Source organism: Pseudomonas sp. YNh, assembly GCF_037993085.1.
In the GTDB taxonomy this organism is placed as follows: domain Bacteria; phylum Pseudomonadota; class Gammaproteobacteria; order Pseudomonadales; family Pseudomonadaceae; genus Aquipseudomonas; species Aquipseudomonas putida.
In genome coordinates this window covers 389,962-414,562 of the sequence record NZ_JBBMRJ010000002.1, presented here as the reverse complement: position 1 = coordinate 414,562, position 24,601 = coordinate 389,962, and the positions used below count along the sequence as shown (strand labels likewise).

The window sequence follows — 24,601 nt, the reverse complement described above, 5'->3', positions numbered from 1 at the left end:
CACATGCCGGAATTGCCAGAAGTAGAAACCACCCGGCGCGGTATTGCGCCCCACCTCGAAGGCCAGCGCGTCAGCCGCGTGGTGGTGCGCGACCGGCGCTTGCGCTGGCCGATCCCGGAGGACCTGGATGTGCGCCTGTCGGGGCAGCGCATTGTCAGTGTCGAGCGGCGCGCCAAGTACCTGTTGATCAATGCCGAGGTCGGTACGCTGATCAGCCACCTGGGCATGTCGGGCAACTTGCGGCTGGTCGAGCTGGGTTTGCCTGCGGCCAGGCATGAACATGTCGACATCGAGCTGGAGTCGGGGCTGATGCTGCGCTACACCGACCCGCGCCGCTTTGGTGCCATGTTGTGGAGCCTGGACCCGCTGAACCACGAGCTGCTGCTGCGCCTCGGGCCTGAGCCGCTGACGGACCTGTTTGACGGTGAGCGGCTGTTCCAGCTGTCCCGTGGGCGGTCGATGGCGGTCAAGCCGTTCATCATGGACAACGCGGTGGTGGTGGGGGTGGGCAACATCTACGCCACCGAAGCGCTGTTTGCCGCAGGCATCGACCCACGGCGCGAGGCGGGCGGGATTTCACGGGCGCGCTACCTGAAGCTGGCAATCGAGATCAAGCGGGTGCTGGCGGCGGCGATCGAGCGCGGTGGTACCACCCTGCGCGACTTCATCGGTGGCGATGGGCAGCCGGGGTACTTCCAGCAGGAATTGTTCGTCTACGGGCGAGGCGGGCAGCCGTGCAAGGCGTGTGGCACGGAGTTACGCGAGGTGAAGCTGGGGCAAAGGGCGAGCGTGTATTGCCCGCGCTGCCAGCGCTGACCTGAAGCTGGCGCGATCACTGTGGGAGCGGGCAAGCCCGCGAAGCAGGCGACGCAATGGATGGCACCGGCTGCGCCGGTGTTCGCGGGCATGCCCGCTCCCACAGTGACCAGTGATCAGTCCTTGCCGGTAATGCGGCGGTACTTGGCCATCAGCTGTTCTTCGGACTCCGGGTGTGCCTCATCCAGCGGGATGCAGTCGACCGGGCAGACCTGTTGGCACTGCGGCTCGTCGTAGTGGCCCACGCACTGGGTGCACAGGTTAGGGTCGATCACGTAGATCTCTTCGCCTTGGGAGATGGCCTCGTTCGGGCACTCGGGTTCGCAGACGTCGCAGTTGATGCAATCGTCGGTGATGATCAGGGACATGGGGACTCCGGCCGGGGCTCATGGCCCGGGCATGTTCAACGCAGTGGGCACAATTGTGCCGCATTCGCGCCCGCAGTGCACGCGGGCGCGATAATCAGGCGATCGGGCTTATTTCTTGAAGCGTTCAGTCAGCGCGTCGGCCACCACCGGATGGACGAATTTGCTGATATCACCGCCCAGAGCGGCGATTTCCCGGACCAAAGTCGAGGAAATGAACGAATAACGTTCCGAAGGCGTCAGGAACAGGCTCTCGACATCGGGGGCCAGTTGCCGGTTCATGTTCGCCAGCTGGAACTCGTACTCGAAGTCGGACACCGCACGCAGGCCACGCAGGAAGACGTTGGCGCCCTGTTCCTTGGCGAAATGCGCCAACAGGGAGGAGAAGCCGATGACTTCGACATTCGGCAGGTGCTTGGTGACCTCACGGGCTAGCGCCACCCGCTGCTCCAGGGGGAACAGGGGGTTTTTCTTCGGGCTGGCCGCCACCGCGATGATCACGTGGTCGAACAAGCGCGAGGCGCGCTCGACCAGGTCTCCATGGCCTTTGGTAATGGGGTCGAAAGTACCCGGGTACAACACTCGGTTCATCGCGTCATCCTGGCTGGAGTGCGTTGGGGAGTCGGATGGTAGCGCAGCGATTGCGCCCGGCCAAGTCATGCGGCCAGCTGATGGCACTATAGACAGGCGCCGTATTCGTTGTCATGCGCTGTGTGCCAGGCGGCCAATCAGGGCTTCGGTGAGCTTGGCGCTGATGGCATACACCGACAGTTGCGGGTTGGCGCCGATGCTGGTGGGGAACAGCGAGCCGTCGTGCACCGACAGGTTTTCCAGCTGGTGATGGCGGCCCAGGCTGTCGCACACGGCCTGACGCGGGTCTTCGCCCAACGCACAGCCACCCATCACATGAGCGCTGCCCAGGCGCGCCCTGAAGGGCTCCAGGCGCAAGGCGTCGATCATGCCCAGCGCCTGTTCCAGGCTGGAAGCAGCGCTGGCGTCGCTGTGCACGGGGGTCACCTGCATGGCCCCGGCCGCGAACTGGATCTGCGCCATGCTGCGGTAGGCGCGACGCAAGCCGTCGCGCAGGTAGTCGGTGACCGTGTAATCGAGCACCGGTGAACCGTCGCCACGCAGCTCCACGGCGCCACCCTGGCTCTCGGGGTGGAAACCGTCGCGCAGCAGCGCGAGCATCACATGGGTGTGCGGCAGCTCGGCCATGCGCCGTGCATTTTCGTGGCCGTGCCCACCCAGCAGGGTGCTGGCCAGCGCAGGGTGCAGCGGTGGCACTTCCAGTTTGTAGCCGACTGGGCCATCTGTGCCGCCTTGCCACTGGAAGTGGTCGCTGTAGATGGACTGCGGGGCGCCGTAGTAGGGGTCGATACGGTCTGTGAAACGCGCTGCGCTGAAGTTCACCAAGTGCAGGAACGTGCGTTTGCCCAGGCGGCCATGTGGGTCGGGCGCGGCGGAGCGCAACAGCAGGGCCGGGCTGTTGATGCCGCCGCCAGCCAAGAGGTAATGGCGTGCGCGTACGCTGACCTGCCTGCCGGTGGGATGTACGCCTTGGGCATCCAGGGCCTGGCAGGTCAGGCCCTGGATGCGCTCGCCGTTGTGCGTGAAGCGCTCGGCCCGGGCCAGGTACAGCAGTTCGCCGCCTTGTTCGAGGGTGGCGGGAATGCGCGTCACCAGCATCGATTGTTTGGCATTCACCGGGCAGCCCATGCCGCAGTAGCCCAGGTTCCAGCAGCCACGCACGTTGCGCGGGATCACCGCCCAGCGGTAGCCCAGCTGCTCACAGCCCCGGCGTAGCACGTCGTTGTTGGCATTCGGCGGCAGGGCCCAGGGGGTAATGCCCAGTTCCTGCTCCATGCGTTCGAACCAGGGCCGCAGCTCATCTTCACCCAGCCCAGTCACGCCGTGGGCTGAAGCCCAGTGGACCAGGGTCTGGGGAGGGGTGCGAAAGCTCGAGGTCCAGTTCACCAGCGTAGTGCCGCCCACGGCGCGGCCCTGCAGGATGGTGATGGCGCCATCCTTGCTCATGCGCCCCAAGCCTTCCTGATACAGGCTGGCGTAGGCTTCGCTCTCCAGCAGGTGGAAATCGTTGCTGGTCTTGAGCGGGCCTTCTTCGATCAGCAGCACCTTGAAGCCTGCGGCGCTGAGCATCTGCGCGCTGGTGGCACCGCCGGCGCCGCTGCCGATCACGGCAACGTCGGCCTCCAGGGCAAGGTCCTGCGCCAGACGCGAAGCGTCATGGGTGATCCAGCCGCGTTCGAGGCCTTGGCGAAACGGGTCGGGGACAGGCATTGGCGATGCTCTTGTTGTTTTCAGATTGTTGGTGGCCCGGGGTAGCCGCAGGCGGCCCAGGACTCGGGGCGTTCGTACCAGGCCATCTGCAGCAACTGCAGCAACGAGGCGTGGCCCATGCGCAGCAGGTTCAGCGAACTGTCCTGCCAACGCTGCAGGAAGGCCGTGACTTGCGCAGGGCTGGCCTGTGCCCAGGCGCCCCATACACCGGTCAGGGGGCCGCGGGTGAGTGGCAGGCTGAGCACGTCGAACAATTGCCGGGTGAGCTTGAGCATTTCCGGCGACAGCGCTGCCAGCTTGCGGTCGAGGCTGTGCAGCACCAAGTGCTCGGAGGCCTGCGTACCGGCGAGTACCACCGGGATCAGCGCCCGCAGCAGCGGCAGGTCGTCGTCGCGCAGTACCTGATAGCCCGTCGCCGCTGTTTGTGCGCTGCAGCCAACCAGGCTGGCGCCCGCCAGAAAGGCGCTGGCGCCAAGGCTGAAACGCAGCAGGTCGCGGCGGTGCACAGGCCGGCGCTCAGCGGATGAACAGCTTGTAGACCAAGCGCTGCAAGGCTTTGCCATAAGGCGGGTAGATCAGCCGTGCGGCGTTGAAACGTTGCTTGGCAAGTACGGCCTTGGCCTTGCTGAAGGTCAGAAAACCGTCGTGGCCATGGTAGTGGCCCATGCCCGAAGGGCCGATGCCGCCGAAGGGCAGGTCGTCCTGGGCCACATGCAGCAGGGTGTCGTTCAGGCATACCCCGCCGGAGTGGGTGTGGCGCAGCACATGCTCCTGGCCGGCCCGGTCATAACCGAAGTAGTACAGCGCCAGCGGGCGCGGGCGCTGGTTGATGTAGGCCAGCGCCTGGTCGAGGCTGTCGTAGGGCACCAGCGGTAGCAGCGGGCCGAAGATTTCGTCCTGCATCACCTGCATGCTGTCGTTCACGTCCAGCAGCAGGTGCGGTGGCAGGCGCCGGCCCTGGCGGGTTTCGCCTGGGTACAGGTCAAGCACCTGCGCACCTTTGCTGTGGGCATCGTCCAGCAGGTGCTGCAAGCGCTGCAGCTGGCGGGGATTAATGATGGCGGTGTAGTCGGGGTTGTCGGCAATGCGCGGGTACAGGCGGCGCACGGCGCGCTGGTAGGCGTCGCTGAAGGCCGCCAGCCGTTCGCGCGGCACCAGCACATAGTCGGGGGCGACGCAGGTTTGCCCGGCGTTGAGGGTCTTGCCGAAGGCGATGCGCTCGGCAGCGCTGTCCAGTGGCACGTCGGCCGACACGATGGCCGGTGACTTGCCGCCCAGCTCCAGGGTAACCGGGGTCAGGTTCTGCGCCGCCGCCAGCATGACCTGTCGGCCCACGCTGGTGGCACCGGTGAACAGCAGGTGGTCGAAGGGCAAGCGGGCGAAGGCCTGGCCCACCGCTACCTCACCCAGCACCACGCTGACCAGATCGGAGGGAAACACCTGCTCCAAGAGTTGTTTCAAGGCCTGGGCGCTGGCGGGCGTGGCTTCGCTGAGCTTGAGCATGACCCGGTTGCCGGCGGCCAGGGCGCAGGTCAGCGGGCCGATGGCGAGAAACAGCGGGTAGTTCCACGGCACGATGATGCCCACCACCCCCAGCGGCTGATAACGCACCTGCGCGCTGGCCGGCTGGAAGGCCAGACCGACCCGTCGCCGGCTGGCGCGCATCCAGCGATGCAGGTGCCTTTCGGCGTGGCGCAGGCCCTGTACCGAGGGCAGCAGCTCGGCCAGCAGGGTCTCGTCGGCGCTGCGCCCGGAAAAATCCTCGCTGATGGCCTCGATCAGCCCAGCCTGGTTGGCCAGCAAGGCTTCGCGCAGGGTTCTCAGCCATTGCAGTCGCTGGGCCGCGGGCGGCAGGGGGTTGCCGGCGAAGGCCTGGCGCTGGGCAGCGAACATCGCAGCAAGGTCGAGGTCGGATTGCACAGGGGTCAAGGCACTGGGCGCGTTCATGGCGGCGTTTGATCCGGGCAGGAAATGTCTAGAGCCTATACTCTAATCGGGACGATGGTGCGAATTTTTCCGCGCCGCCGAACGGTGCATTCCACCTGTAATACGCCGTAAGATGACCCTTTGATGAAAGCCCGCAGACTGGGAGCTGAGCATGGCCCCGCGCATGAAGACCCGAGAGCGCATCGTGCAGAACAGCCTGGAGCTGTTCAACCAGCAGGGCGAACGCAGCGTCAGTACCAACCACATTGCCGCGCACATGGAAATCTCGCCCGGCAACCTGTATTACCACTTCCCCAACAAGCAGGCGATCATTGCCCTGTTGTTCAGCCAGTATGAAGAACTGGTAGACAGCTTCCTGCGCCCGCCGCAAGGCCGCCAGGCAACCGTGGAGGACAAGCGCTTCTACCTCAAGGCCTTGCTGGCGGCGATGTGGAACTACCGCTTCCTGCACCGTGACCTGGAGCACCTGCTGGACAGCGACGCGGAGCTGGCCGCCCGTTACCGGCGTTTTTCCGAGCGCTGCCTGCGCCAGGGCCAGGCGATCTACCGCGGCTTTGTCGAGGCGGGCATCCTGACCATGGCGCCGGCGCAGATCGAATCGCTGACCATCAATGCCTGGATCGTGCTGACGTCCTGGGTCCGTTTCCTCAGCACTACGCGTGAACATTCCGCGCACCTGGGTGAAGAAGCCTTCAAGCGGGGCGTCTACCAGGTACTGGTGCTGGAACTCGGCTACGTCACCGACCGTGCGCGCAGTGCTGTGGACGCCCTGTGCCAGGAATTCCATGTACCGTTCAACCAGGCTCTGGAACATTGACCCAGGGCCCTAGTGCCATCGATCAGGAGATTGTCATGCCCCTTGCGCAATTGATCACCCCGCAGCAGTTGGCCGAGCGTCTGGGCTCGCCCAAGTTGGTGATCCTCGACTGTCGCTTTGCCCTCGAGGATGTGGACTATGGCCAACGCAGCTATGCCCAGGGGCATATTGCCGGGGCGCATTTTGCCGACCTGGACCGCGACCTCAGCGGGCCGGTGAGCAAGGGGCGCACCGGGCGCCATCCACTGCCCGATGCGCACCGGCTGGTGGAGCGCCTGCGCGAGTGGGGCCTGGACAACGACAGCGAGGTGGTGCTGTACGACGACGGCCCTGGCGCCTTTGCCGCCCGAGCCTGGTGGCTGCTGGCCTGGCTTGGCAAGCGCAACGGCGTGGCGATCCTCGATGGTGGCCTGAAGGCTTGGCATGCGGCGCACCTGCCGTTGAGCCTGGACTCACCGTCCAAACGCGAAGGCACCTTCAGTGGTGAGCCGGATGCCAAGCTGCTGATCGATGCCGAGCATTTGGGCAAGCGCCTGGCCAGCACTGACCTGACCTTGATCGATGCGCGTGCCTTGCCGCGTTTTCGCGGTGAAGTAGAGCCGATCGACCCGGTGGCGGGGCATATTCCCGGGGCCCAGTGCGCGGCGTTTACCGACAACCTGGGGGCTGATGGGCGCTTCTTGCCTGTGGATCAACTCAAGCAGCGCTTTGCCGAAAAGCTGGCCGGGCGGGCACCGGAGCAGTTGGTGTCTTACTGCGGGTCTGGGGTGACGGCTTGCCATAACCTGTTTGCGATGGCACTGGCGGGGTACCCGCTGGGCAAGCTGTACGCCGGGTCGTGGAGCGAGTGGATCAACAACCCGCAGCATGCCGTAGCTACCGGCGAGTAAGCAGGTCCGGCCTCATCGCCGGCAAGCCAGCTCCCACAGGTACATCACTGCCCATCAGGGCTGTGCCCTACCTGTGGGAGCTATTGCCTTGCTCACATTCCAAAGCTTGCGCGATCCCTGTGGGAGCTGGCTTGCCGGCGATGAAAACTGCGGCTCTTACTGGCCTTCGACCAGCCACTGCGGAATCCGCCGCTCCAGGTAGTACCCCGGGTTGCGCAGGCTGCCATCGACAAACCCCACATGGCCACCGCGGCGGTGCAGTTCGAAGCGGGTCTGGGGTGCCAGTTCACGGGCCGTAGGCAGGCTCTGGCCGGCCACGAACGGGTCATCGCTGGAATGGATGATCAGCGTCGGCGTGCGGTTCTGGCCGAGGAAGAAGTGGCTCGATGAGCGGCGATAGTAGTCGTGCACATCGCGAAAGCCATTGAGGGGTGCCGTGACTTTGCCGTCGAAGTCCCAGAACGTGCGCAGGTTGCTCAGCTGCCCCAGGCGCTCCAGCGCCGCCAGCCGTTCATGCTCGCCCTGCTCGTGGAAGTGCCGCTGCTTGAGCTGAACATACGCCAGCATCTCGCGCATGAAATGCGCCTGGTACACCTTGGAAAAGCCCTGGCCGATACGGTCGGCACAGTGGTCCAGGCGAAAGGGCACCGACACGGCAACTGCCGCCTCCAGCTGGCTGGCAACGCCGCTCTCGCCCAGGTATTTCAACAGCACATTGCCACCCAGTGAGTAACCCACCGCATACAGCGGCGCCAACGGGCGCTGGGCACGCAGGTGGCTGACAATTTCGGCCAGGTCTTCGCTGGCGCCGGAATGGTAGCTGCGCGGCAGCAGGTTGGGTTCGCCTGAGCAACCACGCCAGTTCACCGCCACGCTGGCCCAGCCGCGGTTTTGCAGCGCTTGCTGCAAGCCTTTGACGTAGGGTGAATGGGACGAGCCCGTCAGCCCATGTAGCACGAGCACCAGTGGCGCCTGTGCCTGATGTGGGCCGTGCCAGTCGAGATCGATGAAATCGCCGTCGGCCAGCCACAGGCGCTCGCGGTTGCGCTGCAGCTCAGGCAGCTTGCGCCACAAGGGGCCCCACAGCGTCTGCAGGTGGGGATTGGACAGGCCGATGGCCGGACGGAAGGTGGCGCTTGGGCTGGGCATGCTGGGCAACTCATGATGTGCTTGCCTAGATTGCCATGAAAAAGCGCCACAGTACCTGCGCTATTGGTCGGTGGCCGGCAGTGGTTGTTGCGCGGTAGGTGGGCCGACACTGACGCGTACCGCCTGGCTCAAACCGAGCTGACGCTGCAGGACGGCGCCGACATCTGTCGGTGTCAGCCTGGCGACGCGCATCCTCGCTGCCAGAGCGCGTAATGCACCTGGCCGGTTTTCTTCTCGCGGTGCAGCCGCCAGTTGCCGGGCATCGGCAGTGTTGAGGGCGCCGCTTCGCTTTCGGTGTAGATCAGCGCCTGTTCGCCTAGCCACTGGTTCTGCTCCAGCAGGTTGCAGGTGTTGGCCAGCAGGTCCTGGTGGAACGGCGGGTCGAGGAACACCACGTCGAACTGTTGCTTGGCCGGGCCTTGCAAGTAGCGCAGGGCATCGGTTTGCAGGATTTGCCCGCGGGGGCAACGCAGGATTTCGAGGTTGTTCTTCAGGTTGCCGATCGCCGCCGGGTTGCTGTCCAGTGCCACGGCATCCTTGGCGCCGCGAGACAGGGCTTCGAGCACCAGGGCACCGCTGCCGGTGAAGGCATCCAGAACGCGGGCACCCTCGATGTGCGGCGCCAGCCAGTTGAACAGGGTTTCGCGCACGCGGTCAGGCGTTGGCCGCAGGCCTTCGCCTTCCGGTACCGCCAGGCGGCGGCTACGCCACTCGCCGGCGATGATGCGCAGGTGGCCCTGGCCCTTGCTTTGGCCCGATTGCGGGCGGGCGGGAGGGGTGGATCTTGGCATTAGTGCTCCGGTACCCCGAGCGCTTGCTCGGAGGGCTTGTCAGTGGGGGCTGGCAGCGGTTTTTGTGGCACTTTCGGGCCTACGGTGACGATCACCAGTTTATCGGCTGACAGGTGTTTGTTCATGGCCGCCTTGACCTGCTCGACGGTGAGGGCCTGGGACTGCTGCATGAAGTCCTCCAGCCAGGTCAGCGGCAGATTGTAGAAGCCGATTGCGCCCAACTGGCCGACGATGCTGGCGTTGCTGGCATTGGACAGCGGGAAGCTGCCGGCCAGTTCGCGCTTGGCATCGTCCAGCTCTTGCTGGGTGGGGCCTGTCTTGAGGTAGTCGGCAAGAATATCCTGTACCAGCTTGAGCGTGCCTTCACTGAGCTCGGCACGGGTCTGCAGGTTGATCATGAACGGGCCGCGCACCTGCATGGGGCTGAACACCGAGTACACGCCGTAGGTCAGGCCACGCTTTTCACGCACTTCGCTCATCAGCCGGGTACCGAAGGCGCCACCACCGAGGATCTGGTTACCCAGCGACAAGGCTGGCCAATCCGGGTCCTGGCGGTCGATACCAAGCTCAGCCAGCATGAGGTGGGTCTGTTTGGACGGGAAGTCGATGTGGGTCAGGCCGGCCTTGGCTTCGCTGGGCTGGGCTGGCGCGGCAAGCGCCGGGCCCTTGGGCAGGCCCGCCGAAACCTGGGCGGCAATGGCTTCGGCTTCGGCACGGCTGAGGTCGCCGACCAGGGCGATTACTGCGTTGCCGCCGGTATAAGCCTTGGCGTGGAAGGCGCGCAGTTGTGCCAGGGTAATGCCGTTGATGGTTTCTGCGGTGCCATCGCTTGGGTGGGCGTAGGGGTGGTCGCCATAGAGGTTGCCGAACAGCGCCTTGCCAGCGATCTTGCCGGGGTTCTGCTTCTCGTACTCGAAGCCGGCCAGCATCTGGTTCTTGATGCGCTTGAGGGCGTCCTCGGGGAAGGTCGGCTTGCCGGCCACTTCGGTGAACAGCTTGAGCGCAGGTTCGCGCTTGTCCTTGATGCTGAGGCTGCGCAGCGATGCCACGGCCATGTCACGGTAGGAGCCGTTGCCAAAGTCTGCGCCCAGGCCTTCGAAACCTTCGGCGATGGCGGTGACGTCCTTGCCGGCCACACCCTCGTTGAGCATGGCGTTGGTCAGCGCCGCTACGCCGGGGGTTCCGGCGTCCTGGCTGCTGCCGGCGGCAAAGGTGACGCGCAGGTCGAACATCGGCAGTTCGCGGGCTTCCACGAACAGCACACGGGCGCCCTCAGCGGTGTTCCAGTGCTGGATGTTCAGCTGCCGCCGGCTGGGTGCCTTGCCATCCAGCTCGGCCAGCGACTGCAAGGTGTTGGCCGGGCGGGCGGCGCTGGTGTCCGCCTTGGCGGCGTTGTCGGCCATGGCCGGGGCGGCCAGCACTGCCGCCAGCGCCAGGGCGCGGATGCCCGTGGCCAGCAGGGTTGGGCGCGGTGCGCGACGATCACTCATGAGCGGACTCCTCGGGCAGTACATGGGCAACGCTCAGGCGTTCGCGGGTGAAGTAGGTGCGCGCGGCGTCCTGGATGTCCTGCGGGGTGACGCGCTTGAGCTCGTCCAGCTCGCTGTCGATCAGTTTCCAGGACAGGCCGACGGTTTCCAGCTGGCCGATGGTGGTGGCCTGGCTGCTGATGGAGTCGCGGTCGTAGACCAGGCCGGCAATGACCTGGGCGCGTACGCGTTCGAGCTCTTCGGCGCTGGGCGGGGTGGTCTTGAGTTCTTCAAGCAACTGCCAGATGCCTTTCTCCACATCGTCGAGGGTTTTCTGCTTTTGCACGTTCGGCGTGGCCGAGATCAGGAACAGGCTGTCGCCGCGGGTGAAGGCGTTGTAGCTGGACGAGGCGCCAGCCACCAACTCCTGGCCACGCTCCAGGCGTGCCGGCATACGGGCGCTGTAGCCGCCGTCGAGCAGTGCCGAGATCAGGCGCAGGGCATGCACGGTGCGCGGGTCCTTGGCGGTGGGCAGGCCGGGCACGTTGAAGCCATAGATCAGGCTGGGCAGCTGGGTGCGTACGTGCAGGGTCAGCTGGCGCTGGCCAGGCTCGGCCAGCTCCAGTGGCAGTTTGGCCGGCGGTACGGCGCGCTTTGGAATGCTGCCGAAGTACTTCTGCGCCAGGCCCTTGACCTCGTCGGCGGTGACATCGCCGACCACCACCAGGGTGGCATTGTTGGGGGCGTACCAGGACTCGTACCAGTGGCGCAGTTCTTCGACCTTCATGCGCTCCAGGTCCGCCATCCATCCGATGGTCGGCGTGTGGTAGCCGCTGGCCGGGTAGGCCATGGCGCGGAACAGCTCGAACGCCTTGGAGTTGGGCTGATCGTCGGTGCGCAGGCGGCGTTCTTCCTTGATTACCTCGATTTCGCGGCTGAACTCGTCGGCCGGCAGGCGCAGGCTGGCCAGGCGGTCGGCCTCCAGCTCCAGGGCGACCGGCAGGCGGTCGCGGGCCAGTACCTGGTAATAGGCGGTGTAGTCGTCGCTGGTGAAGGCGTTTTCTTCGGCGCCCAGGTCACGCAGGATGCGCGAAGCTTCGCCGGGGCCGACCTTGGCGCTGCCCTTGAACATCATGTGTTCCAGCGCATGGGACAAACCGGTCTGGCCTGGGGTTTCATAGCTGGAGCCGACCTTGTACCAGATCTGCGAGACCACCACCGGGGCGCGATGGTCTTCGCGCACGACCACCTTCAGGCCATTGTCGAGGATGAATTCGTGGGTGGGTTGCACATCGGCGGCGAAGGCCGCGAGCGGCAGGCAGAGCGTGCCGAGCAACAGGCCAGCGGCGCGGCGGGCTAGAGCATTCATAAGGTGTTTAACCTGTTCGGCGGCCCGCTGGGTTTAGCGTCGGCGGGCCAGGAGGTGCTAGGATACTGATCCGGTTGCCTGGCGACCATGCCTGTCGCCGTTCTGGCCCGCAGGACACTAAGACAAAACGTTGCGCATGAACCAGCAGGCTTCAAGATAGTCTGTTCTGCGTAGAGAGAATTCCCGATGGGCCATTGCTGGCTCATCGCTACCCTGAGATAGCCGTCCTCCATGTTTGGTTCCAACGACGACAAGAAAGCGCCGGCCGAGGCTGGCGAGAAGAAAGGCCTGTTCAGCTGGTTTCGCAAGAAGCCGCAGCAACCTGTCGCCGAACAGCCACAAGCCCCCGAGCCCCAGGCTGCAGAGCCTGTAGCGCCGCCATCCGCCGTCGAGCACGCTGAAGCTGCTCCGGTCGAGCCGGTGGTTGCTGAAGCACCTGCACCTGCAGCTGAGGCCCCTCTGGCTGCTGAGCCAGCAGTGGCCCCTGAGCCTGTACCTGCCCCGGTGGTCGCGCCAGTCTTTGAGCCTGCACCTGCTCCGGTGGCTGCGCCGGTCCCTGAGCCTGCGCCTGCGCCAGTAGTGGTTACCCCAGCGCCTGAGCCTGCCCCCACCCCTGTGGGAGCGGGCGTGCCCGCGAATGCGGAGCCTGCCGCCCCGCAGCTCGAAACCCCTGCGCCAGTAGCAGCCCCGGCCATTCAAGCCGTCGAACCCCCGGTCAGCAACCTGGTACTGCCCGTTGCCGAGGAGCCCGTCGCTCTCGTCCCTGACCTGGAGCCAAAAGTCCCGCCAGCGATCCCCGAGCGTCCGGCAGCAGAGCCTGTGCAACCAGAGCCCGAGCCTGTGTCTGCCGTCGCAACCGTTACCGAACAAGCCAAACCCGGCTTCTTCGCTCGCCTCAAGCAGGGCCTCTCGAAGACCAGCGCCAGCATCGGCGAGGGCATGGCCAGCCTGTTCCTCGGCAAGAAGGTCATCGACGACGACCTGCTCGACGAAATCGAGACGCGCCTGCTGACCGCCGACGTCGGTGTGGAAGCCACCTCGGCCATCGTCCAGAACCTGACCCAGAAGGTTGCCCGCAAGCAGCTGGCCGACGCCGACGCGCTTTACAAGTCGCTGCAGGAAGAGCTGGCCGCGCTGTTGCGCCCGGTCGAGCAACCGCTGAAAGTGCAGGCGCAGAACAAACCCTATGTGATCCTGGTGGTTGGCGTGAACGGCGCCGGCAAGACCACCACCATCGGCAAGCTGGCGAAAAAGCTGCAGCTGGAAGGCAAGAAAGTCATGCTGGCTGCCGGTGACACCTTCCGTGCCGCCGCGGTCGAGCAGCTGCAGGTGTGGGGCGAGCGTAACCAGATTCCGGTGATCGCCCAGCACACCGGCGCCGACTCCGCGTCGGTGATCTTCGACGCCGTGCAGGCCGCCAAGGCCCGTGGCGCCGACGTGCTGATCGCCGACACTGCCGGCCGCCTGCACACCAAAGACAACTTGATGGAAGAGCTGAAGAAGGTCCGTCGGGTGATCGGCAAGCTCGACGCCGATGCGCCACACGAGGTGCTGCTGGTACTCGACGCCGGCACCGGCCAGAACGCCATCAGCCAGGCCAAGTACTTCAACCAGAGCGTCGAACTGACCGGCCTGGCCCTGACCAAGCTGGACGGCACCGCCAAAGGCGGGGTGATCTTCGCCTTGGCCAAGCAGTTCAACATCCCGATCCGCTTTATCGGTGTTGGTGAAGGCATCGACGACCTGCGTACCTTCGAAGCCGAGCCGTTCGTCAAGGCTCTGTTCGCCGAGCGAGACTGACCATGATCCGATTCGAACAGGTTGCCAAGCGCTATCCCAATGGTCATGTGGGTTTGCATGAGCTGAGTTTCCGGGCGCGCCGGGGCGAATTCCTGTTCGTCACCGGCCATTCGGGCGCCGGCAAGAGCACCTTGCTGCGCTTGTTGCTGGCCATGGAACGCCCGACCAGCGGCAAGCTCATGCTGGCCGGTCAGGACCTGGGCCAGATCAGCAACGCGCAGATCCCGTTCCTGCGTCGGCAGATCGGCGTGGTGTTCCAGAACCACCAGCTGTTGTTCGACCGCACGGTGTTCAACAACATCGCCTTGCCACTGCAGATTCTCGGCTTGTCCAAGGCCGAGATCGCCAAGCGCGTGGATTCGGCGCTGGAGCGTGTGTCGCTGTCCGACAAGGGCGAACTGTTCCCGGCCGACCTGTCCACCGGGCAGCAGCAGCGGGTGGGTATCGCCCGCGCCATCGTGCACCAGCCGGCCCTGCTGCTGGCCGACGAACCCACCGGTAACCTCGACCCGCGCCTGGCAGCAGAGATCATGGGCGTGTTCGAGGACATCAACCGCCTGGGCACCACGGTATTGATCGCCAGCCATGACCTGGCACTGATTGCGCGCATGCGCCACCGCATGCTGACCTTGCAGCGCGGCCGCTTGATCGGCGATGGGGAGGCCGGGCAATGAGCACTATACGTACGCCGAAGGTTTCCGAGCGGGTTGCGCCAAAGCCGGCCGACCCGCAACCGGAGAAGAAAAAACGCGGCGAGGACGATGACGGCCCGGATTTCCGCACATTGCTGAATGCCTGGCTGGAAAGCCACCGTGCCAGCATGGCCGACAGCCTGCGTCGTTTGGGCAAGCAGCCGATCGGCAGCTTTTTCACCTGCCTGGTAATGGCGGTGGCGCTGAGCATGCCCATGGGCCTGTCGTTGCTGCTGAAGAACATCGAGCAGCTTGGCGGCTCATGGCAGCGTGCTGCGCAGATTTCCCTGTACCTCAAGCTCGATGCCGGCAGCCGCGATGGTGAGTCCCTGCGCGACGAGATCAAGGGCATGCCCGGGGTGGCGGACGCGCAATTTGTCAGCCGCGAGCAGGCGCTGGAAGAATTCCAGCAGCAGTCCGGCTTGGGCGAGGCCTTGCGCGAACTGCCCGACAACCCGCTGCCTGGCGTGGTGGTGGTAACCCCGACCGAGGTCGACAAGCCCGCCCTGGATGCCTTGCGTCAACGCCTGTCGGAGCTGCCGCGGGTGGAAGTGGCGCAACTTGACCTGGTGTGGGTCGAGCGCCTGGCGGCCATCCTCAAACTCGGTGACCGCTTCGTCTTCGGCCTGGCCGTGATGCTGATTTCTGCCCTGCTGTTAGTAATCGGTAACACAATTCGTCTACACATTGAAAACCGCCGTGTCGAGATCGAAGTGATCAAGCTGGTAGGCGGCACTGACGCCTACGTGCGCCGGCCTTTCCTGTACATGGGCGCCTTGTATGGCCTGGGTGCGGGGCTGCTGGCGTGGGGTATCCTGGCGTTTGGCCTGAATTGGCTCAACGACGCGGTTGTAGGGCTTTCCGGACTGTACGGCAGTGACTTCGCCCTGGGCGGGGTGCCGGCGTCCGATGGTCTGTCGCTCTTGATCGGAGCGGTGCTGTTGGGGTATATCGGTGCATGGATTGCCGTCGCTCGTCATCTGAACGAGCTGGCGCCGCGATAGTTTTTACGTGCCAGCATTGACATTTTGTTCACTACGGAACTTGTACCGTCGTTCCAGGTCTATGTTGGCAGCGCCCACAAGGCGCGAGTTTTGTAAGTCGGAGGTTCTTGAATGACCACATCGTTGCAACCTGCCTATGCCCTGGTACCCGGTGCAAACCTGGAAGCCTATGTGCACACGGTCAACAGCATCCCGCTGCTGACGGTCGAGCAGGAGCGTGATCTGGGCGAGCGTCTCTATTATGAGCAGGATGTCGAGGCCGCTCGTCAAATGGTGATGGCCCACCTGCGTTTCGTCGTACACATCGCCCGTAGCTATGCAGGCTACGGTCTGGCACAGGCTGACCTGATCCAGGAAGGCAACGTCGGCCTGATGAAGGCCGTCAAGCGCTTCAACCCTGAAATGGGCGTGCGCCTGGTGTCGTTCGCCGTGCACTGGATCAAGGCAGAGATCCACGAGTTCATCCTGCGCAACTGGCGCATCGTCAAGGTGGCCACCACCAAGGCCCAGCGCAAGCTGTTCTTCAACCTGCGTAGCCAGAAGAAGCGCTTGGCGTGGCTGAACAACGACGAAGTGCATCGCGTGGCAGAAAGCCTTGGCGTCGAACCGCGTGAAGTGCGTGAGATGGAAAGCCGCCTGAGTGGCCAGGACATGGCCTTCGACCCGGCAGCGGAAGCTGACGACGACAGCGCCTTCCAGTCGCCTGCGCATTACCTGGAAGACCACCGTTACGACCCGGCGGTGCAGTTGGAGGATGCCGACTGGAGCGATAACTCCACCAGCAACCTGCACGAAGCGCTGCAAGGGCTGGACGAGCGTAGCCGCGATATTCTCTATCAGCGCTGGTTGGCGGAAGAGAAGGCCACGCTGCATGAGCTGGCAGACAAGTACAGCGTATCGGCTGAGCGGATTCGCCAGCTGGAGAAAAATGCGATGAACAAGGTCAAGGCACTGATCGCGATCTGATCGGGCCTTGGTTGTAGATAGAGCCGCTGGCCCCGATGGGGCGAGCGGCTTTTTTGTGCTCGGCGTGAATGTTGTGATGCCCGTGAGATTGAGCGCCGCCCGCGCGGCGCTCAATTTGCGCATCACCGCAAAACTCAAAGCTTGTTGCGCGAAGTATCGAGCTGCATCAGGTAGCTGGGCCCGCCCAACTGGCTCATCTGCCGGCGAATCCACCCCGCCCGGCTGGCCACATAGGCGCTCGGCCGGCTGGCACTCCACTTGATCGGACTAGGCAGCACCGCCGCCAGCTGCGCCGCCTGCTGGCGACTAAGACGACTGGCATCGACACCAAAGTGATAACGCGCCGCTGCCTGGGCGCCAAATACGCCTTTGCCCCATTCGGCACTGTTCAGGTAAACCTCAAGAATCCGCTCCTTGGACCAGAACAGCTCGATCAGGGCCGTGAACCAGGCCTCCAGCCCTTTACGGAACCAGCTGCGCCCGGACCACAGGAACAGGTTCTTGGCCACTTGTTGGGTCAGGGTGCTGGCACCGCGAACATTGCCGCCGCGCTCGTTGTAGGCCAGGGCCGCCTGGATAGCCGGGATGTCGAACCCCCAGTGGCTGGCGAACTTCTGGTCCTCGCCGGCGATGACGGCAACCTTCAGCTCATCGGAGATGTTCTCCCACGGCTCCCAGTCGCGCTGCAGGTCGATGGATTCTCCATTCACCCAAGACTGCACCTTGCGCTCGACCATCAGGGCCGTGCCGGGCGGTGGCACCCAGCGGAACACCAGTACCAGCACAATGCTGCCGGCAGCGAACCATAGCAGGGCACGGGAAAGGCGGCGGAGAAGGGTTGGCAGCATGGCGATGGCTTGGCCGTACGGGTGGAAGGGGCCATTATACAGACCCGATACAAGGAGTCGTCCCATGCTTCGCAGCTTCCTGATGCTTGCCGCCTTTTTCGGCTTTACCGGGGTCGCCCTGGGTGCCTTCGCTGCCCACGGCCTGAAAAGCCGGCTGACGGCAGACTACCTGGCGATCTTCCACACGGGCGTGACCTACCAGCTGGTGCATGCCTTGGCGATCTTCGGTGTCGCCGTGCTCTCGGTGCACCTGCCCGGGCGCCTGGTCGGCTGGGCTGGCGGCCTGTTTGCCTTAGGCATCGTGCTGTTCTCCGGCAGCCTGTACCTGCTGACCCTCAGCGGCCTCGGCAAGCTGGGCATCATCACGCCGGTCGGCGGCCTGTGCTTCCTGGCCGGCTGGCTGTGCCTGGGCCTGGCAGCCTGGCGGCTGGGCTGACCGAGTGGTCCACAATCGCGACTAATGGCGTGCACCGGCCTTGGGTTGCAGGTGGGTTCGGCGCTAGAATGCGGGCCCCAAAGAACAATGGTGGCCGTGCGCATGCGCATTCAACTGAACGGTGAACCTTACGAACTGCCTGCTGGCGAAAGCGTTGCAGCCCTGCTGACGCGCCTGGAACTGACCGGGCGCCGTGTGGCAGTAGAGCTGAACCTGGATATCGTGCCGCGTAGCCAGCACGACAGCACGCTGCTGAACGACGGCGACCAGGTCGAAGTGGTCCACGCCATCGGTGGTGGCTGACAGCAGCCCGGCGGTTTACAAGCAAGCCCAGCAACCTATTCCCGAGGAACAACGATGAGCAACGTTCGTAGCGACAAGCCCTTCACCCTGGCCGGGCGTACTTTCCAGTCGCGCCTGCTGGTCGGCACCGGCAAGTACCGTGACATGGAAGAAACCCGCCTGGCCACCGAGGCCTCGGGTGCCGAAATCGTCACCGTCGCCGTACGCCGCACCAACCTTGGGCAGAATGCGGGCGAGCCGAACCTGCTCGACGTACTGTCGCCCGACAAGTACACCATCCTGCCGAACACCGCCGGCTGCTTTGACGCGGTGGAAGCGGTGCGTACCTGCCGTCTGGCTCGTGAACTGCTGGACGGGCGCAAGTCGCACGAATCCCGCACGCTGGTGAAACTGGAAGTGCTGGCCGACCAGAAGACCCTGTTCCCCAACGTGATCGAAACCCTCAAGGCCGCCGAAGTGCTGGTCAAGGAAGGTTTCGACGTGATGGTGTACACCAGCGACGACCCGATCATCGCCCGTCAGCTGGCCGAAGTCGGCTGCATCGCGGTCATGCCGCTGGCTGGCCTGATTGGCACCGGCCTGGGCATCTGCAACCCCTACAACCTGCAGATCATCCTGGAAGAATCCAAGGTGCCGGTGCTGGTCGATGCCGGTGTGGGTACTGCTTCCGACGCCACCATCGCCATGGAAATGGGCTGCGAGGCGGTGCTGATGAACTCGGCCATCGCCCACGCCCAGCAGCCGGTGCTGATGGCCGAAGCCATGAAGCACGCCATCGTCGCCGGTCGCATGGCCTACCTGGCCGGCCGTATGCCGAAGAAACTCTATGCCAGCGCCTCTTCGCCGCTGGATGGTCTGATCAAGTAAGAGCTCCTGATGACTGAATCGCACGATACGCCGATCACCCCCGACGGCGAAGCCCGCCCACACCGCCGCATCAAGAGCTTCGTGATGCGCGCCGGGCGCATGACCGAAGGCCAGCAACGCGGCCTGGACCAGGGCGGCCCGCTGTACATCCTGCCGCTGGCCGACAGCCCGGTGGACTACGACCAGGTGTTCGGCCGTTCGGCGCCCCGCACCCTGGAGATCGGCTTCGGCATGGGCCATTCCCTGCTGGAAATGGCGGCTGCCGCGCCTGAGCAGGATTTTATCGGTGTGGAAGTGCACCGCCCGGGTGTCGGCGCGCTGCTCAACGGCGTACTGACTCAGGGCCTGAAGAACCTGCGGGTGTACGACTGCGATGCCATCGAAGTGCTGAACCGCTGCGTGGCGGACAACAGCCTCGACCGCCTGATGCTGTTCTTCCCAGACCCTTGGCACAAGGCGCGTCACCACAAGCGCCGCATCGTCCAGCTGGAGTTTGCCGAGCTGGTACGTCGCAAGCTCAAGCCCGGTGGCGTGTTCCACATGGCCACCGACTGGGAGCCGTATGCCCAGTACATGCTGGAAGTGATGAGCGCCGCCCCGGGCTATCGCAACCGTGCAGCCGACGGCACCTACGTGCCACGCCCGGAAGAGCGCCCGATCACCAAGTTCGAACGCCGCGGCGAGCGGCTTGGGCATGGGGTGTGGGATTTGAAGTTCGAGAAGGTGGATTGATCGGCTGATCTGGCCTTTCGATGTGCTGGTGCTTGCAGAAATGCGGGCGAAAAAAAACCGCCTTGAGAAAGGCGGTTTTTTTGTGAGCGACAGGACTGAGTATCCTTCGCTCTGGGACTTCACCGAAAACGCCCCCACAGTCAGGGGATCATAAGCAGCCAAAAAGCGCGCGTCAACGATCAGAAATATCCAGCATCACGTGTGTCTGCGCGGTTAACAGCTTTGATTGCGCATCCCAATTATCATCGTGTTGCTCCTGTGGGGAAAAATTCGGTGATGGGTCGGGTAGGAGAAGAATTCTGCTTTCCGGCCCCTTCGACACGGCCTGAGAACCGTGCCGGTAACTGACTTCGAAGGGCCATTAACCTGGCCACTTCACCGAAAACGTCCCCAGAGTTTTCGAAGGCATCGAAGTGCCGGTTAGATGCTGGAAGATTGGCCCGCCAACACGGAGGCCAAGGCATATGAAGCGTTTGCTTGATGCGCTGAGCCGCGTTTGGAAGCTCATTCGGATCTTGATTGTGCTCAAGACCGTTCGGGACTTCATGCGTGACCACTTCGATGATGCCCGTTAAGGGCTAGTCAGGTGGTAGGGCTGCCCTGGTTTCCCGGGGCAGCTTTTTGCAACCCTTAGCCTCGGCGATCAGCCACCACACCAATCAACACCAGCACCACCAGCAACACCGGCGCCAGCGCGTAGTTGTTGAACTGTGCCAACCCCTTCACCACCCACGGCGTGGCGTAGATCAGCGCCGCACCGCTGCCGATCATCACCATCAGCGCCATGAACGGCACCCGCAGTGCTCCCGCCAGGCCACCCAGGCGTTGTTCGGCCCAGGCTTTCACATCGCTGCCGAACAGCACCAGCAGGCAGCCTACCAAGGCCAGTGAAATCTCCGACAGGTTGCCGCGGCTCCAGCGGGAAACCGTTGCGAGCAGATCAAGTACCAGATCCATGGGTCATCCTTAGGTCAAGAAATACTGCAGCAGGTCATTGAGGAACAACTGGCCCCTTGGCGTGGCTACCAGTCGATCCGGTTCGACCTGTAAAAGGCCTTTTTGTTCGGCGGCGCGGCGTGCCTCGCGCAGCTGTGCCAGCGGCAAACCGGTGCGCTGGGTGAACAGTTCGGCTTCCACGCCATCGGTCAGGCGCAGGGCATTCATCAGGAACTCGAACGGCAGTTCGTCGACTGGCAGCAGCTTCTCGCCGGCCTTGAACGGCTTGGCCAGGTTCAGGTAGTCCTTGGGCAGGCGGGTTTTCCAGGTGCGCAGGATGCGGCCATCGGCGAAGGTCAGCTTGCCGTGGGCACCGGCACCAATGCCGATAAAGTCGCCAAAGCGCCAGTAGTTGAGGTTGTGCTGGGCTGCACGGCCCGTCTGGGCATAGGCCGAGACCTCGTATTGGCGATAGCCGTGCTCGGCCATCAGTGCCTGGCCGGCCTCCTGGATGTCCCAGAGGATGTCGTCCTCGGGCAGCTCTGGCGGCTGGTTCCAGAACACCGTGTTCGGTTCCACGGTCAGCTGATACCACGACAGGTGCGTCGGGCCCAGGTCGATGGCCTGGCGCAGGTCGCCCAGCGCGTCATCCAGCGACTGGTCGGGCAGGCCGTGCATCAGGTCCATGTTGAAGTTGTCGAAGCCGGCAGCACGCGCCATGCCGGCAGCACGGACCGCTTCGTCGCCATTGTGGATGCGTCCCAGCGCCTCCAGCTTGGCGGCCTGGAAGCTCTGAACGCCGATGGACAGGCGGTTGATGCCGGTTTGCCGGTAGGCCTTGAACTTGTCCTGCTCGAACGTGCCCGGGTTGGCCTCCAGGGTGATTTCGATGTCTGGCGCGAACGGGATGCGTTGTTCCACGCCGCGCAGCAGCCGGCCCAGGGCATCGGCACTGAACAGGCTGGGCGTACCGCCACCAAAGAAGATCGAGCTGATCGGGCGGCCCTGTACGGCGGCCAGCTCCTGGTCGAGGTCGTCCAGCAGGGCTGTGACGTAGGCGTCTTCCGGCAGTTCAGGCCCGGCAGCGTGGGAGTTGAAGTCGCAGTAAGGGCATTTGCGTACGCACCACGGGATGTGGATGTACAGCGCCAGCGGCGGCAGGCTGGTAAAGGCCGCCGCGCCGGGAGAAGACAGCATTTCGATCATGCCAGGCCCAGACGTTGGCGCAGCAGGGCCATGGCACGGGCGCGGTGGCTGAGCTGGTTTTTATCTGCCGGGGCCAGGTCGGCGCTGGAGCAGTTGCGCTCCGGTACCCAGAACAGCGGGTCGTAGCCGAAACCGTGCTCGCCGCTGGCCTCGAACAGGATGCTGCCGTGCCACAGGCCTTCGCACAGTATCGGCAACGGGTCGTCGGCATGGCGCACCAGCGCCAGGACGCAGACGAACTGCGCGCCGCGCTCCGCTTCGGGCACGTCTTTCAGGGCTTCGAGCAGCTTGGCGTTGTTCGCTGCATCACCCTTGCCGTCGGCATAGCGTGCCGAGTAGATACCCGGCGCACCACCGAGGAAGTCCACGGCCAGGCCAGAATCGTCGGCCAGGGCCGGCAGGCCGGAAATACGCGCGGCGTTGCGTGCCTTGAGGATGGCGTTCTCGACGAACGACAGGCCGGTTTCTTCCGGCTCGACCTGGCTGAACTCGCCAATCGAGCGCAGCTGCACGGACTGGCCGAGCATGGCCTGGAGTTCCTTGAGTTTGCCGGCGTTATGGCTGGCCAATACGAGTTGCTGGAAATTCATCATTCGCCTGGGAACACTTCCTGGTTGAAGCTGAGGGAGTTGCTGATGCCGCCGGTTTCGATGGTCAGGTCGAAGGTGACGGTTTCTGCTTGTTCGATCTTGAACTGGGCGATGTAGTAAACCGCGCCCGGTTCGGTAACCTGCTTGAACGACAGCGGGCTGATGCGCCCGGTCAGGTCTTTGACCTTGCCGCTGACCAGTGCTGGAGTGGGCTTGCCGGCCTTGAGCACGGCAATGTTGAGCACGCCCTGGTTCTTGCTGCGCACAAGCCCGGTGGCTGCAGCCACCTCGGGTGTGAGCATGCTCGAAGTGAATGCGCTGTAATGCACCGTCACGTCGCCAAACACTTCCTTGCGCTCGGGCCGGGCGGCATCGGCAGCCAGTACTGGCAATGCCAGGCACAGGCTGATCAGGAACAGGGCTAGGCGACGCATGGGGCAATTCCTCCGGTGGGCGTCAGACAGCGAGCTGGTGCTCTGGCAGGCCCGGGCTGCTGACGCGGTAGATGCCGATCTCACCTAGAAGATTAGGCCAAAGCCGGCCACCCCACCCGTTGCGGTGCAAGTGGTCGACGGCCAGGCGGTCAAGCACCTTGGCCCTGCGTTCGTGCACCAGCTCCTCGAAGTCGGCGAAGGTGCAGAAGTGGATGTTCGGCGTGTTGTACCAGGTATACGGCATGAAGTCCGATACCGGCATGCGGCCTTTGGTCGCCAGGTACCAGCGGCAGCGCCAGTGGCCGAAGTTGGGGAAGGTGATGATGCACTGGCGGCCCACGCGCAGCATCTCGTCGAGGATGCGGTCGGGGTACTCCACGGCCTGCAGGGCCTGGGTCATGATCACTACGTCGAAACTGTTGCTGGCGAAATTGCCCAGGCCCTTGTCCAGGTCCTGCTCGATGACGTTGACGCCCTTGGCCACGCAGGCGGCGATGTTGTCGGCGTCGATCTCCAGGCCATAGCCGGTGACCTGCTTGCGGTCACGCAGCGAGGCCAGCAGTTCGCCGCTGCCGCAGCCCAGGTCGAGTACCCGGCTGCCGGCGGGGATCCAGTCGTGGATGATTTCCAGATCGGCTCTCATGCTGTCCTCAGATGGCAATGCGGTTCATGTAGTTCGAGAAACCCTGCATGTAGCGAGGTGTGGGGATCAGGAAGGCATCGTGCCCGTAAGGCGATTCGATCTCCAGGTAGCAGACGTTCTTGCGCGCAGCCATCAGCGCGTCGACGATCTCGCGCGAACGGGCCGGCGAGAAGCGCCAGTCGGTGGTGAACGACATGATGCAGTATTGCGCCTTCACGTGGGCCAGGGTGGCGGCCAGGTCGCCGCCCTGGGCTGCGGCCGGGTCGAAGTAGTCCAGCGCCTTGGTCATCAGCAAGTAGGTGTTGGCGTCGAAACGGCCAGAAAACTCCTCGCCCTGGTAGCGCAGGTAGCTTTCGACCTGGAACTCGACGCTGTGGAAGTCGTAGTTGAGCTTGTCGCTTTTCAGCTCACGGCCAAATTTCTCACCCATCGAGTCGTCGGACAGGTAGGTGATATGGCCGACCATGCGCGCCAGCATCAGGCCGCGCTTGGGGATGACGCCCTGGTCCTGGAACGAACCCCCATGGAATTCGGGGTCGGTGAGGATGGCCTGGCGAGCGACTTCGTTGAAGGCAATGTTCTGTGCCGACAGCTTGGGTGCCGAGGCGATGTCGACGCAATGGCGCACACGCTCCGGGTAGCTGATGGTCCATTGCAGTGCCTGCATGCCGCCCAGGCTACCGCCGACGACAGCGGCCCATTGCTGGATGCCCAGGCGCTCGCCCAGGCGCACCTGGCTGTGCACCCAGTCCTCTACGGTCAGTACCGGAAAGTCGGCGCCGTAAGGCTTGCCCGTGGCCGGGTTGACGCTGCTGGGGCCGGTGCTACCGTTGCAGCCGCCGAGGTTGTTCAGGCTGACCACGAAGAAGCGGTTGGTGTCGATCGGTTTGCCAGGGCCGATGCAGCTGTCCCACCATCCCGGTTTGCGGTCGGTGGCGGCATGGTAGCCGGCGGCATGGTGGTGGCCGGAGAGGGCATGGCAGATCAGCACGGCGTTGCTCGCGCTGGCGTTCAGGGTGCCATAGGTCTCGTAGACCAGCTCGTAACTGGCCAGGGAGCGGCCACAAGCCAGTGCCAGCGGTTCATCGAACCGGGCGGTTTGCGGTACTACCAGACCGACGGAATCTTCGGGAAAGACAGTGGACATCGACCCTGCTCACGCTTGACGGAGGCGTAAGTCTAAAGAGCGCTACCCCCAGCGGCAAGCAAAGGCTTGCCGCTGGAAGCAAC

General features: G+C 64.2%; 27 protein-coding genes. 11 read left to right on the top strand and 16 right to left on the bottom strand.

The genetic code is table 11. The features are described 5' to 3' along the window. The first annotated feature begins 3 nt into the window (after positions 1–3). On the top strand, positions 4–816 hold the full coding sequence (gene mutM, locus WF331_RS03865) for a bifunctional DNA-formamidopyrimidine glycosylase/DNA-(apurinic or apyrimidinic site) lyase (protein ID WP_016502085.1): 813 nt from the start codon (positions 4–6) through the stop codon (positions 814–816). Between the two features lie 116 nt (positions 817–932). Here the strand turns inward: mutM and WF331_RS03860 are convergent, their stop codons facing one another. The 5 genes from WF331_RS03860 to WF331_RS03840 all read right to left on the bottom strand — a co-directional run bounded on the left by WF331_RS03860 (position 933) and on the right by WF331_RS03840 (position 5,429). Beyond that, complete coding sequence (locus WF331_RS03860; protein ID WP_016502084.1) at positions 933–1,184, bottom strand: YfhL family 4Fe-4S dicluster ferredoxin; 252 nt, start codon at positions 1,182–1,184, stop codon at positions 933–935. Positions 1,185–1,292: 108 nt separating this feature from the next. Continuing rightward, positions 1,293–1,772, bottom strand: a complete 480-nt coding sequence (gene coaD, locus WF331_RS03855) for a pantetheine-phosphate adenylyltransferase (RefSeq protein WP_016502083.1) — start codon at positions 1,770–1,772, stop codon at positions 1,293–1,295. Between the two features lie 111 nt (positions 1,773–1,883). Further along, the gene (locus tag WF331_RS03850) at positions 1,884–3,482 is read right to left on the bottom strand and encodes a GMC family oxidoreductase (protein WP_016502082.1); all 1,599 of its coding nucleotides are present in this window, start codon (positions 3,480–3,482) and stop codon (positions 1,884–1,886) included. Positions 3,483–3,502: 20 nt separating this feature from the next. Continuing rightward, positions 3,503–3,988 carry a hypothetical protein gene (locus WF331_RS03845; protein WP_016502081.1) on the bottom strand — a complete coding sequence of 162 codons (486 nt, stop codon included), beginning with the start codon at positions 3,986–3,988 and terminating at the stop codon, positions 3,503–3,505. Between the two features lie 10 nt (positions 3,989–3,998). Then, on the bottom strand, positions 3,999–5,429 hold the full coding sequence (locus tag WF331_RS03840; RefSeq protein ID WP_016502080.1) for a coniferyl aldehyde dehydrogenase: 1,431 nt from the start codon (positions 5,427–5,429) through the stop codon (positions 3,999–4,001). Between the two features lie 151 nt (positions 5,430–5,580). Between WF331_RS03840 and WF331_RS03835 the strand changes: the two genes are divergently transcribed. Next, the gene (locus tag WF331_RS03835; RefSeq protein ID WP_016502079.1) at positions 5,581–6,246 is read left to right on the top strand and encodes a TetR/AcrR family transcriptional regulator; all 666 of its coding nucleotides are present in this window, start codon (positions 5,581–5,583) and stop codon (positions 6,244–6,246) included. 35 nt (positions 6,247–6,281) lie between these two features. After that, a complete protein-coding gene (locus WF331_RS03830) occupies positions 6,282–7,136 on the top strand; it encodes a sulfurtransferase (protein ID WP_340622661.1) in 855 nt (284 codons plus the stop codon). A 156-nt stretch (positions 7,137–7,292) separates the two neighbouring features. On the opposite strand, the gene WF331_RS03825 is transcribed toward WF331_RS03830, so the two are convergent. From WF331_RS03825 to WF331_RS03810, 4 genes are all read right to left on the bottom strand, one after another. Further along, positions 7,293–8,285: a hydrolase gene (locus WF331_RS03825; protein ID WP_063423289.1), complete on the bottom strand. Its 993-nt coding sequence runs from the start codon at positions 8,283–8,285 to the stop codon at positions 7,293–7,295. A 173-nt stretch (positions 8,286–8,458) separates the two neighbouring features. Then, entirely contained in the window at positions 8,459–9,076 is a 618-nt protein-coding gene (gene rsmD, locus WF331_RS03820) for a 16S rRNA (guanine(966)-N(2))-methyltransferase RsmD (RefSeq protein WP_016502076.1), read from the bottom strand. Continuing rightward, positions 9,076–10,566 carry a M16 family metallopeptidase gene (locus tag WF331_RS03815; protein ID WP_241799562.1) on the bottom strand — a complete coding sequence of 497 codons (1,491 nt, stop codon included), beginning with the start codon at positions 10,564–10,566 and terminating at the stop codon, positions 9,076–9,078. The genes rsmD and WF331_RS03815 overlap by 1 nt, the downstream gene beginning before the upstream one ends. Further along, positions 10,559–11,914, bottom strand: a complete 1,356-nt coding sequence (locus WF331_RS03810) for a M16 family metallopeptidase (protein WP_049276522.1) — start codon at positions 11,912–11,914, stop codon at positions 10,559–10,561. Before WF331_RS03810 ends, WF331_RS03815 begins: the two co-directional genes overlap by 8 nt. Before the next feature lie 231 nt (positions 11,915–12,145). Here WF331_RS03810 and ftsY point away from each other — a divergent pair, with 231 nt between their 5' ends. From ftsY to rpoH, 4 genes are all read left to right on the top strand, one after another. Beyond that, positions 12,146–13,714: a signal recognition particle-docking protein FtsY gene (ftsY, locus tag WF331_RS03805; RefSeq protein WP_340622660.1), complete on the top strand. Its 1,569-nt coding sequence runs from the start codon at positions 12,146–12,148 to the stop codon at positions 13,712–13,714. 2 nt (positions 13,715–13,716) lie between these two features. Further along, positions 13,717–14,388, top strand: coding sequence for a cell division ATP-binding protein FtsE (ftsE, locus tag WF331_RS03800; RefSeq protein WP_012274659.1), 672 nt, complete (start codon positions 13,717–13,719; stop codon positions 14,386–14,388). Beyond that, entirely contained in the window at positions 14,385–15,410 is a 1,026-nt protein-coding gene (gene ftsX, locus WF331_RS03795; RefSeq protein WP_340622659.1) for a permease-like cell division protein FtsX, read from the top strand. The genes ftsE and ftsX overlap by 4 nt, the downstream gene beginning before the upstream one ends. A 111-nt stretch (positions 15,411–15,521) precedes the next feature. Next, the gene (gene rpoH / locus WF331_RS03790; protein ID WP_016502070.1) at positions 15,522–16,376 is read left to right on the top strand and encodes an RNA polymerase sigma factor RpoH; all 855 of its coding nucleotides are present in this window, start codon (positions 15,522–15,524) and stop codon (positions 16,374–16,376) included. 134 nt (positions 16,377–16,510) lie between these two features. On the opposite strand, the gene mtgA is transcribed toward rpoH, so the two are convergent. After that, complete coding sequence (mtgA, locus tag WF331_RS03785) at positions 16,511–17,224, bottom strand: monofunctional biosynthetic peptidoglycan transglycosylase (protein WP_041168150.1); 714 nt, start codon at positions 17,222–17,224, stop codon at positions 16,511–16,513. Between the two features lie 64 nt (positions 17,225–17,288). Between mtgA and WF331_RS03780 the strand changes: the two genes are divergently transcribed. The 4 genes from WF331_RS03780 to trmB all read left to right on the top strand — a co-directional run bounded on the left by WF331_RS03780 (position 17,289) and on the right by trmB (position 19,562). Continuing rightward, on the top strand, positions 17,289–17,660 hold the full coding sequence (locus WF331_RS03780; protein ID WP_340622658.1) for a DUF423 domain-containing protein: 372 nt from the start codon (positions 17,289–17,291) through the stop codon (positions 17,658–17,660). A gap of 102 nt (positions 17,661–17,762) precedes the next feature. Further along, the gene (gene thiS, locus WF331_RS03775) at positions 17,763–17,963 is read left to right on the top strand and encodes a sulfur carrier protein ThiS (protein WP_033692437.1); all 201 of its coding nucleotides are present in this window, start codon (positions 17,763–17,765) and stop codon (positions 17,961–17,963) included. 54 nt (positions 17,964–18,017) lie between these two features. Beyond that, positions 18,018–18,830, top strand: coding sequence for a thiazole synthase (locus tag WF331_RS03770; RefSeq protein WP_003249091.1), 813 nt, complete (start codon positions 18,018–18,020; stop codon positions 18,828–18,830). 9 nt (positions 18,831–18,839) lie between these two features. Continuing rightward, positions 18,840–19,562, top strand: coding sequence for a tRNA (guanosine(46)-N7)-methyltransferase TrmB (gene trmB / locus WF331_RS03765; RefSeq protein WP_197897823.1), 723 nt, complete (start codon positions 18,840–18,842; stop codon positions 19,560–19,562). Positions 19,563–20,192: 630 nt separating this feature from the next. Here trmB and WF331_RS03760 read toward each other — a convergent pair. The 6 genes from WF331_RS03760 to metX are packed head-to-tail and all read right to left on the bottom strand — an operon-like array spanning position 20,193 to position 24,518. After that, positions 20,193–20,519 carry a DUF3392 domain-containing protein gene (locus tag WF331_RS03760; protein ID WP_019472081.1) on the bottom strand — a complete coding sequence of 109 codons (327 nt, stop codon included), beginning with the start codon at positions 20,517–20,519 and terminating at the stop codon, positions 20,193–20,195. Positions 20,520–20,528: 9 nt separating this feature from the next. Continuing rightward, positions 20,529–21,704, bottom strand: a complete 1,176-nt coding sequence (hemW, locus tag WF331_RS03755) for a radical SAM family heme chaperone HemW (RefSeq protein ID WP_340622657.1) — start codon at positions 21,702–21,704, stop codon at positions 20,529–20,531. Next, on the bottom strand, positions 21,701–22,297 hold the full coding sequence (rdgB, locus tag WF331_RS03750) for an RdgB/HAM1 family non-canonical purine NTP pyrophosphatase (protein ID WP_016502062.1): 597 nt from the start codon (positions 22,295–22,297) through the stop codon (positions 21,701–21,703). Before rdgB ends, hemW begins: the two co-directional genes overlap by 4 nt. Continuing rightward, positions 22,294–22,728, bottom strand: a complete 435-nt coding sequence (locus tag WF331_RS03745; RefSeq protein ID WP_016502061.1) for a DUF4426 domain-containing protein — start codon at positions 22,726–22,728, stop codon at positions 22,294–22,296. The genes rdgB and WF331_RS03745 overlap by 4 nt, the downstream gene beginning before the upstream one ends. A gap of 22 nt (positions 22,729–22,750) precedes the next feature. Next, positions 22,751–23,371 carry a methionine biosynthesis protein MetW gene (metW, locus tag WF331_RS03740; protein ID WP_016502060.1) on the bottom strand — a complete coding sequence of 207 codons (621 nt, stop codon included), beginning with the start codon at positions 23,369–23,371 and terminating at the stop codon, positions 22,751–22,753. A gap of 7 nt (positions 23,372–23,378) precedes the next feature. Next, positions 23,379–24,518, bottom strand: coding sequence for a homoserine O-succinyltransferase MetX (gene metX / locus WF331_RS03735; RefSeq protein ID WP_016502059.1), 1,140 nt, complete (start codon positions 24,516–24,518; stop codon positions 23,379–23,381). Positions 24,519–24,601: the final 83 nt, after the last annotated feature.

Bases quoted from the DNA above. Each gene is read 5' to 3' on its own strand.
- WF331_RS03850 (WP_016502082.1), bottom strand. From the start codon at position 3,482: ATGCCTGTCCCCGACCCGTTTCGCCAAGGCCTCGAACGCGGCTGGATC.
- WF331_RS03810 (WP_049276522.1), bottom strand. From the start codon at position 11,914: ATGAATGCTCTAGCCCGCCGCGCCGCTGGCCTGTTGCTCGGCACGCTC.
- WF331_RS03780 (WP_340622658.1), top strand. From the start codon at position 17,289: ATGCTTCGCAGCTTCCTGATGCTTGCCGCCTTTTTCGGCTTTACCGGG.
- rdgB (WP_016502062.1), bottom strand. From the start codon at position 22,297: ATGATGAATTTCCAGCAACTCGTATTGGCCAGCCATAACGCCGGCAAA.
- WF331_RS03830 (WP_340622661.1), top strand. From the start codon at position 6,282: ATGCCCCTTGCGCAATTGATCACCCCGCAGCAGTTGGCCGAGCGTCTG.
- rpoH (WP_016502070.1), top strand. From the start codon at position 15,522: ATGACCACATCGTTGCAACCTGCCTATGCCCTGGTACCCGGTGCAAAC.
- ftsY (WP_340622660.1), top strand. From the start codon at position 12,146: ATGTTTGGTTCCAACGACGACAAGAAAGCGCCGGCCGAGGCTGGCGAG.
- ftsX (WP_340622659.1), top strand. From the start codon at position 14,385: ATGAGCACTATACGTACGCCGAAGGTTTCCGAGCGGGTTGCGCCAAAG.
- ftsE (WP_012274659.1), top strand. From the start codon at position 13,717: ATGATCCGATTCGAACAGGTTGCCAAGCGCTATCCCAATGGTCATGTG.
- mtgA (WP_041168150.1), bottom strand. From the start codon at position 17,224: ATGCTGCCAACCCTTCTCCGCCGCCTTTCCCGTGCCCTGCTATGGTTC.
- metW (WP_016502060.1), bottom strand. From the start codon at position 23,371: ATGAGAGCCGATCTGGAAATCATCCACGACTGGATCCCCGCCGGCAGC.
- trmB (WP_197897823.1), top strand. From the start codon at position 18,840: ATGACTGAATCGCACGATACGCCGATCACCCCCGACGGCGAAGCCCGC.
- mutM (WP_016502085.1), top strand. From the start codon at position 4: ATGCCGGAATTGCCAGAAGTAGAAACCACCCGGCGCGGTATTGCGCCC.
- WF331_RS03840 (WP_016502080.1), bottom strand. From the start codon at position 5,429: ATGAACGCGCCCAGTGCCTTGACCCCTGTGCAATCCGACCTCGACCTT.
- thiS (WP_033692437.1), top strand. From the start codon at position 17,763: ATGCGCATTCAACTGAACGGTGAACCTTACGAACTGCCTGCTGGCGAA.
- WF331_RS03815 (WP_241799562.1), bottom strand. From the start codon at position 10,566: ATGAGTGATCGTCGCGCACCGCGCCCAACCCTGCTGGCCACGGGCATC.
- WF331_RS03835 (WP_016502079.1), top strand. From the start codon at position 5,581: ATGGCCCCGCGCATGAAGACCCGAGAGCGCATCGTGCAGAACAGCCTG.
- hemW (WP_340622657.1), bottom strand. From the start codon at position 21,704: ATGATCGAAATGCTGTCTTCTCCCGGCGCGGCGGCCTTTACCAGCCTG.
- WF331_RS03745 (WP_016502061.1), bottom strand. From the start codon at position 22,728: ATGCGTCGCCTAGCCCTGTTCCTGATCAGCCTGTGCCTGGCATTGCCA.
- WF331_RS03760 (WP_019472081.1), bottom strand. From the start codon at position 20,519: ATGGATCTGGTACTTGATCTGCTCGCAACGGTTTCCCGCTGGAGCCGC.
- metX (WP_016502059.1), bottom strand. From the start codon at position 24,518: ATGTCCACTGTCTTTCCCGAAGATTCCGTCGGTCTGGTAGTACCGCAA.
- WF331_RS03825 (WP_063423289.1), bottom strand. From the start codon at position 8,285: ATGCCCAGCCCAAGCGCCACCTTCCGTCCGGCCATCGGCCTGTCCAAT.
- WF331_RS03860 (WP_016502084.1), bottom strand. From the start codon at position 1,184: ATGTCCCTGATCATCACCGACGATTGCATCAACTGCGACGTCTGCGAA.
- rsmD (WP_016502076.1), bottom strand. From the start codon at position 9,076: ATGCCAAGATCCACCCCTCCCGCCCGCCCGCAATCGGGCCAAAGCAAG.
- WF331_RS03770 (WP_003249091.1), top strand. From the start codon at position 18,018: ATGAGCAACGTTCGTAGCGACAAGCCCTTCACCCTGGCCGGGCGTACT.
- coaD (WP_016502083.1), bottom strand. From the start codon at position 1,772: ATGAACCGAGTGTTGTACCCGGGTACTTTCGACCCCATTACCAAAGGC.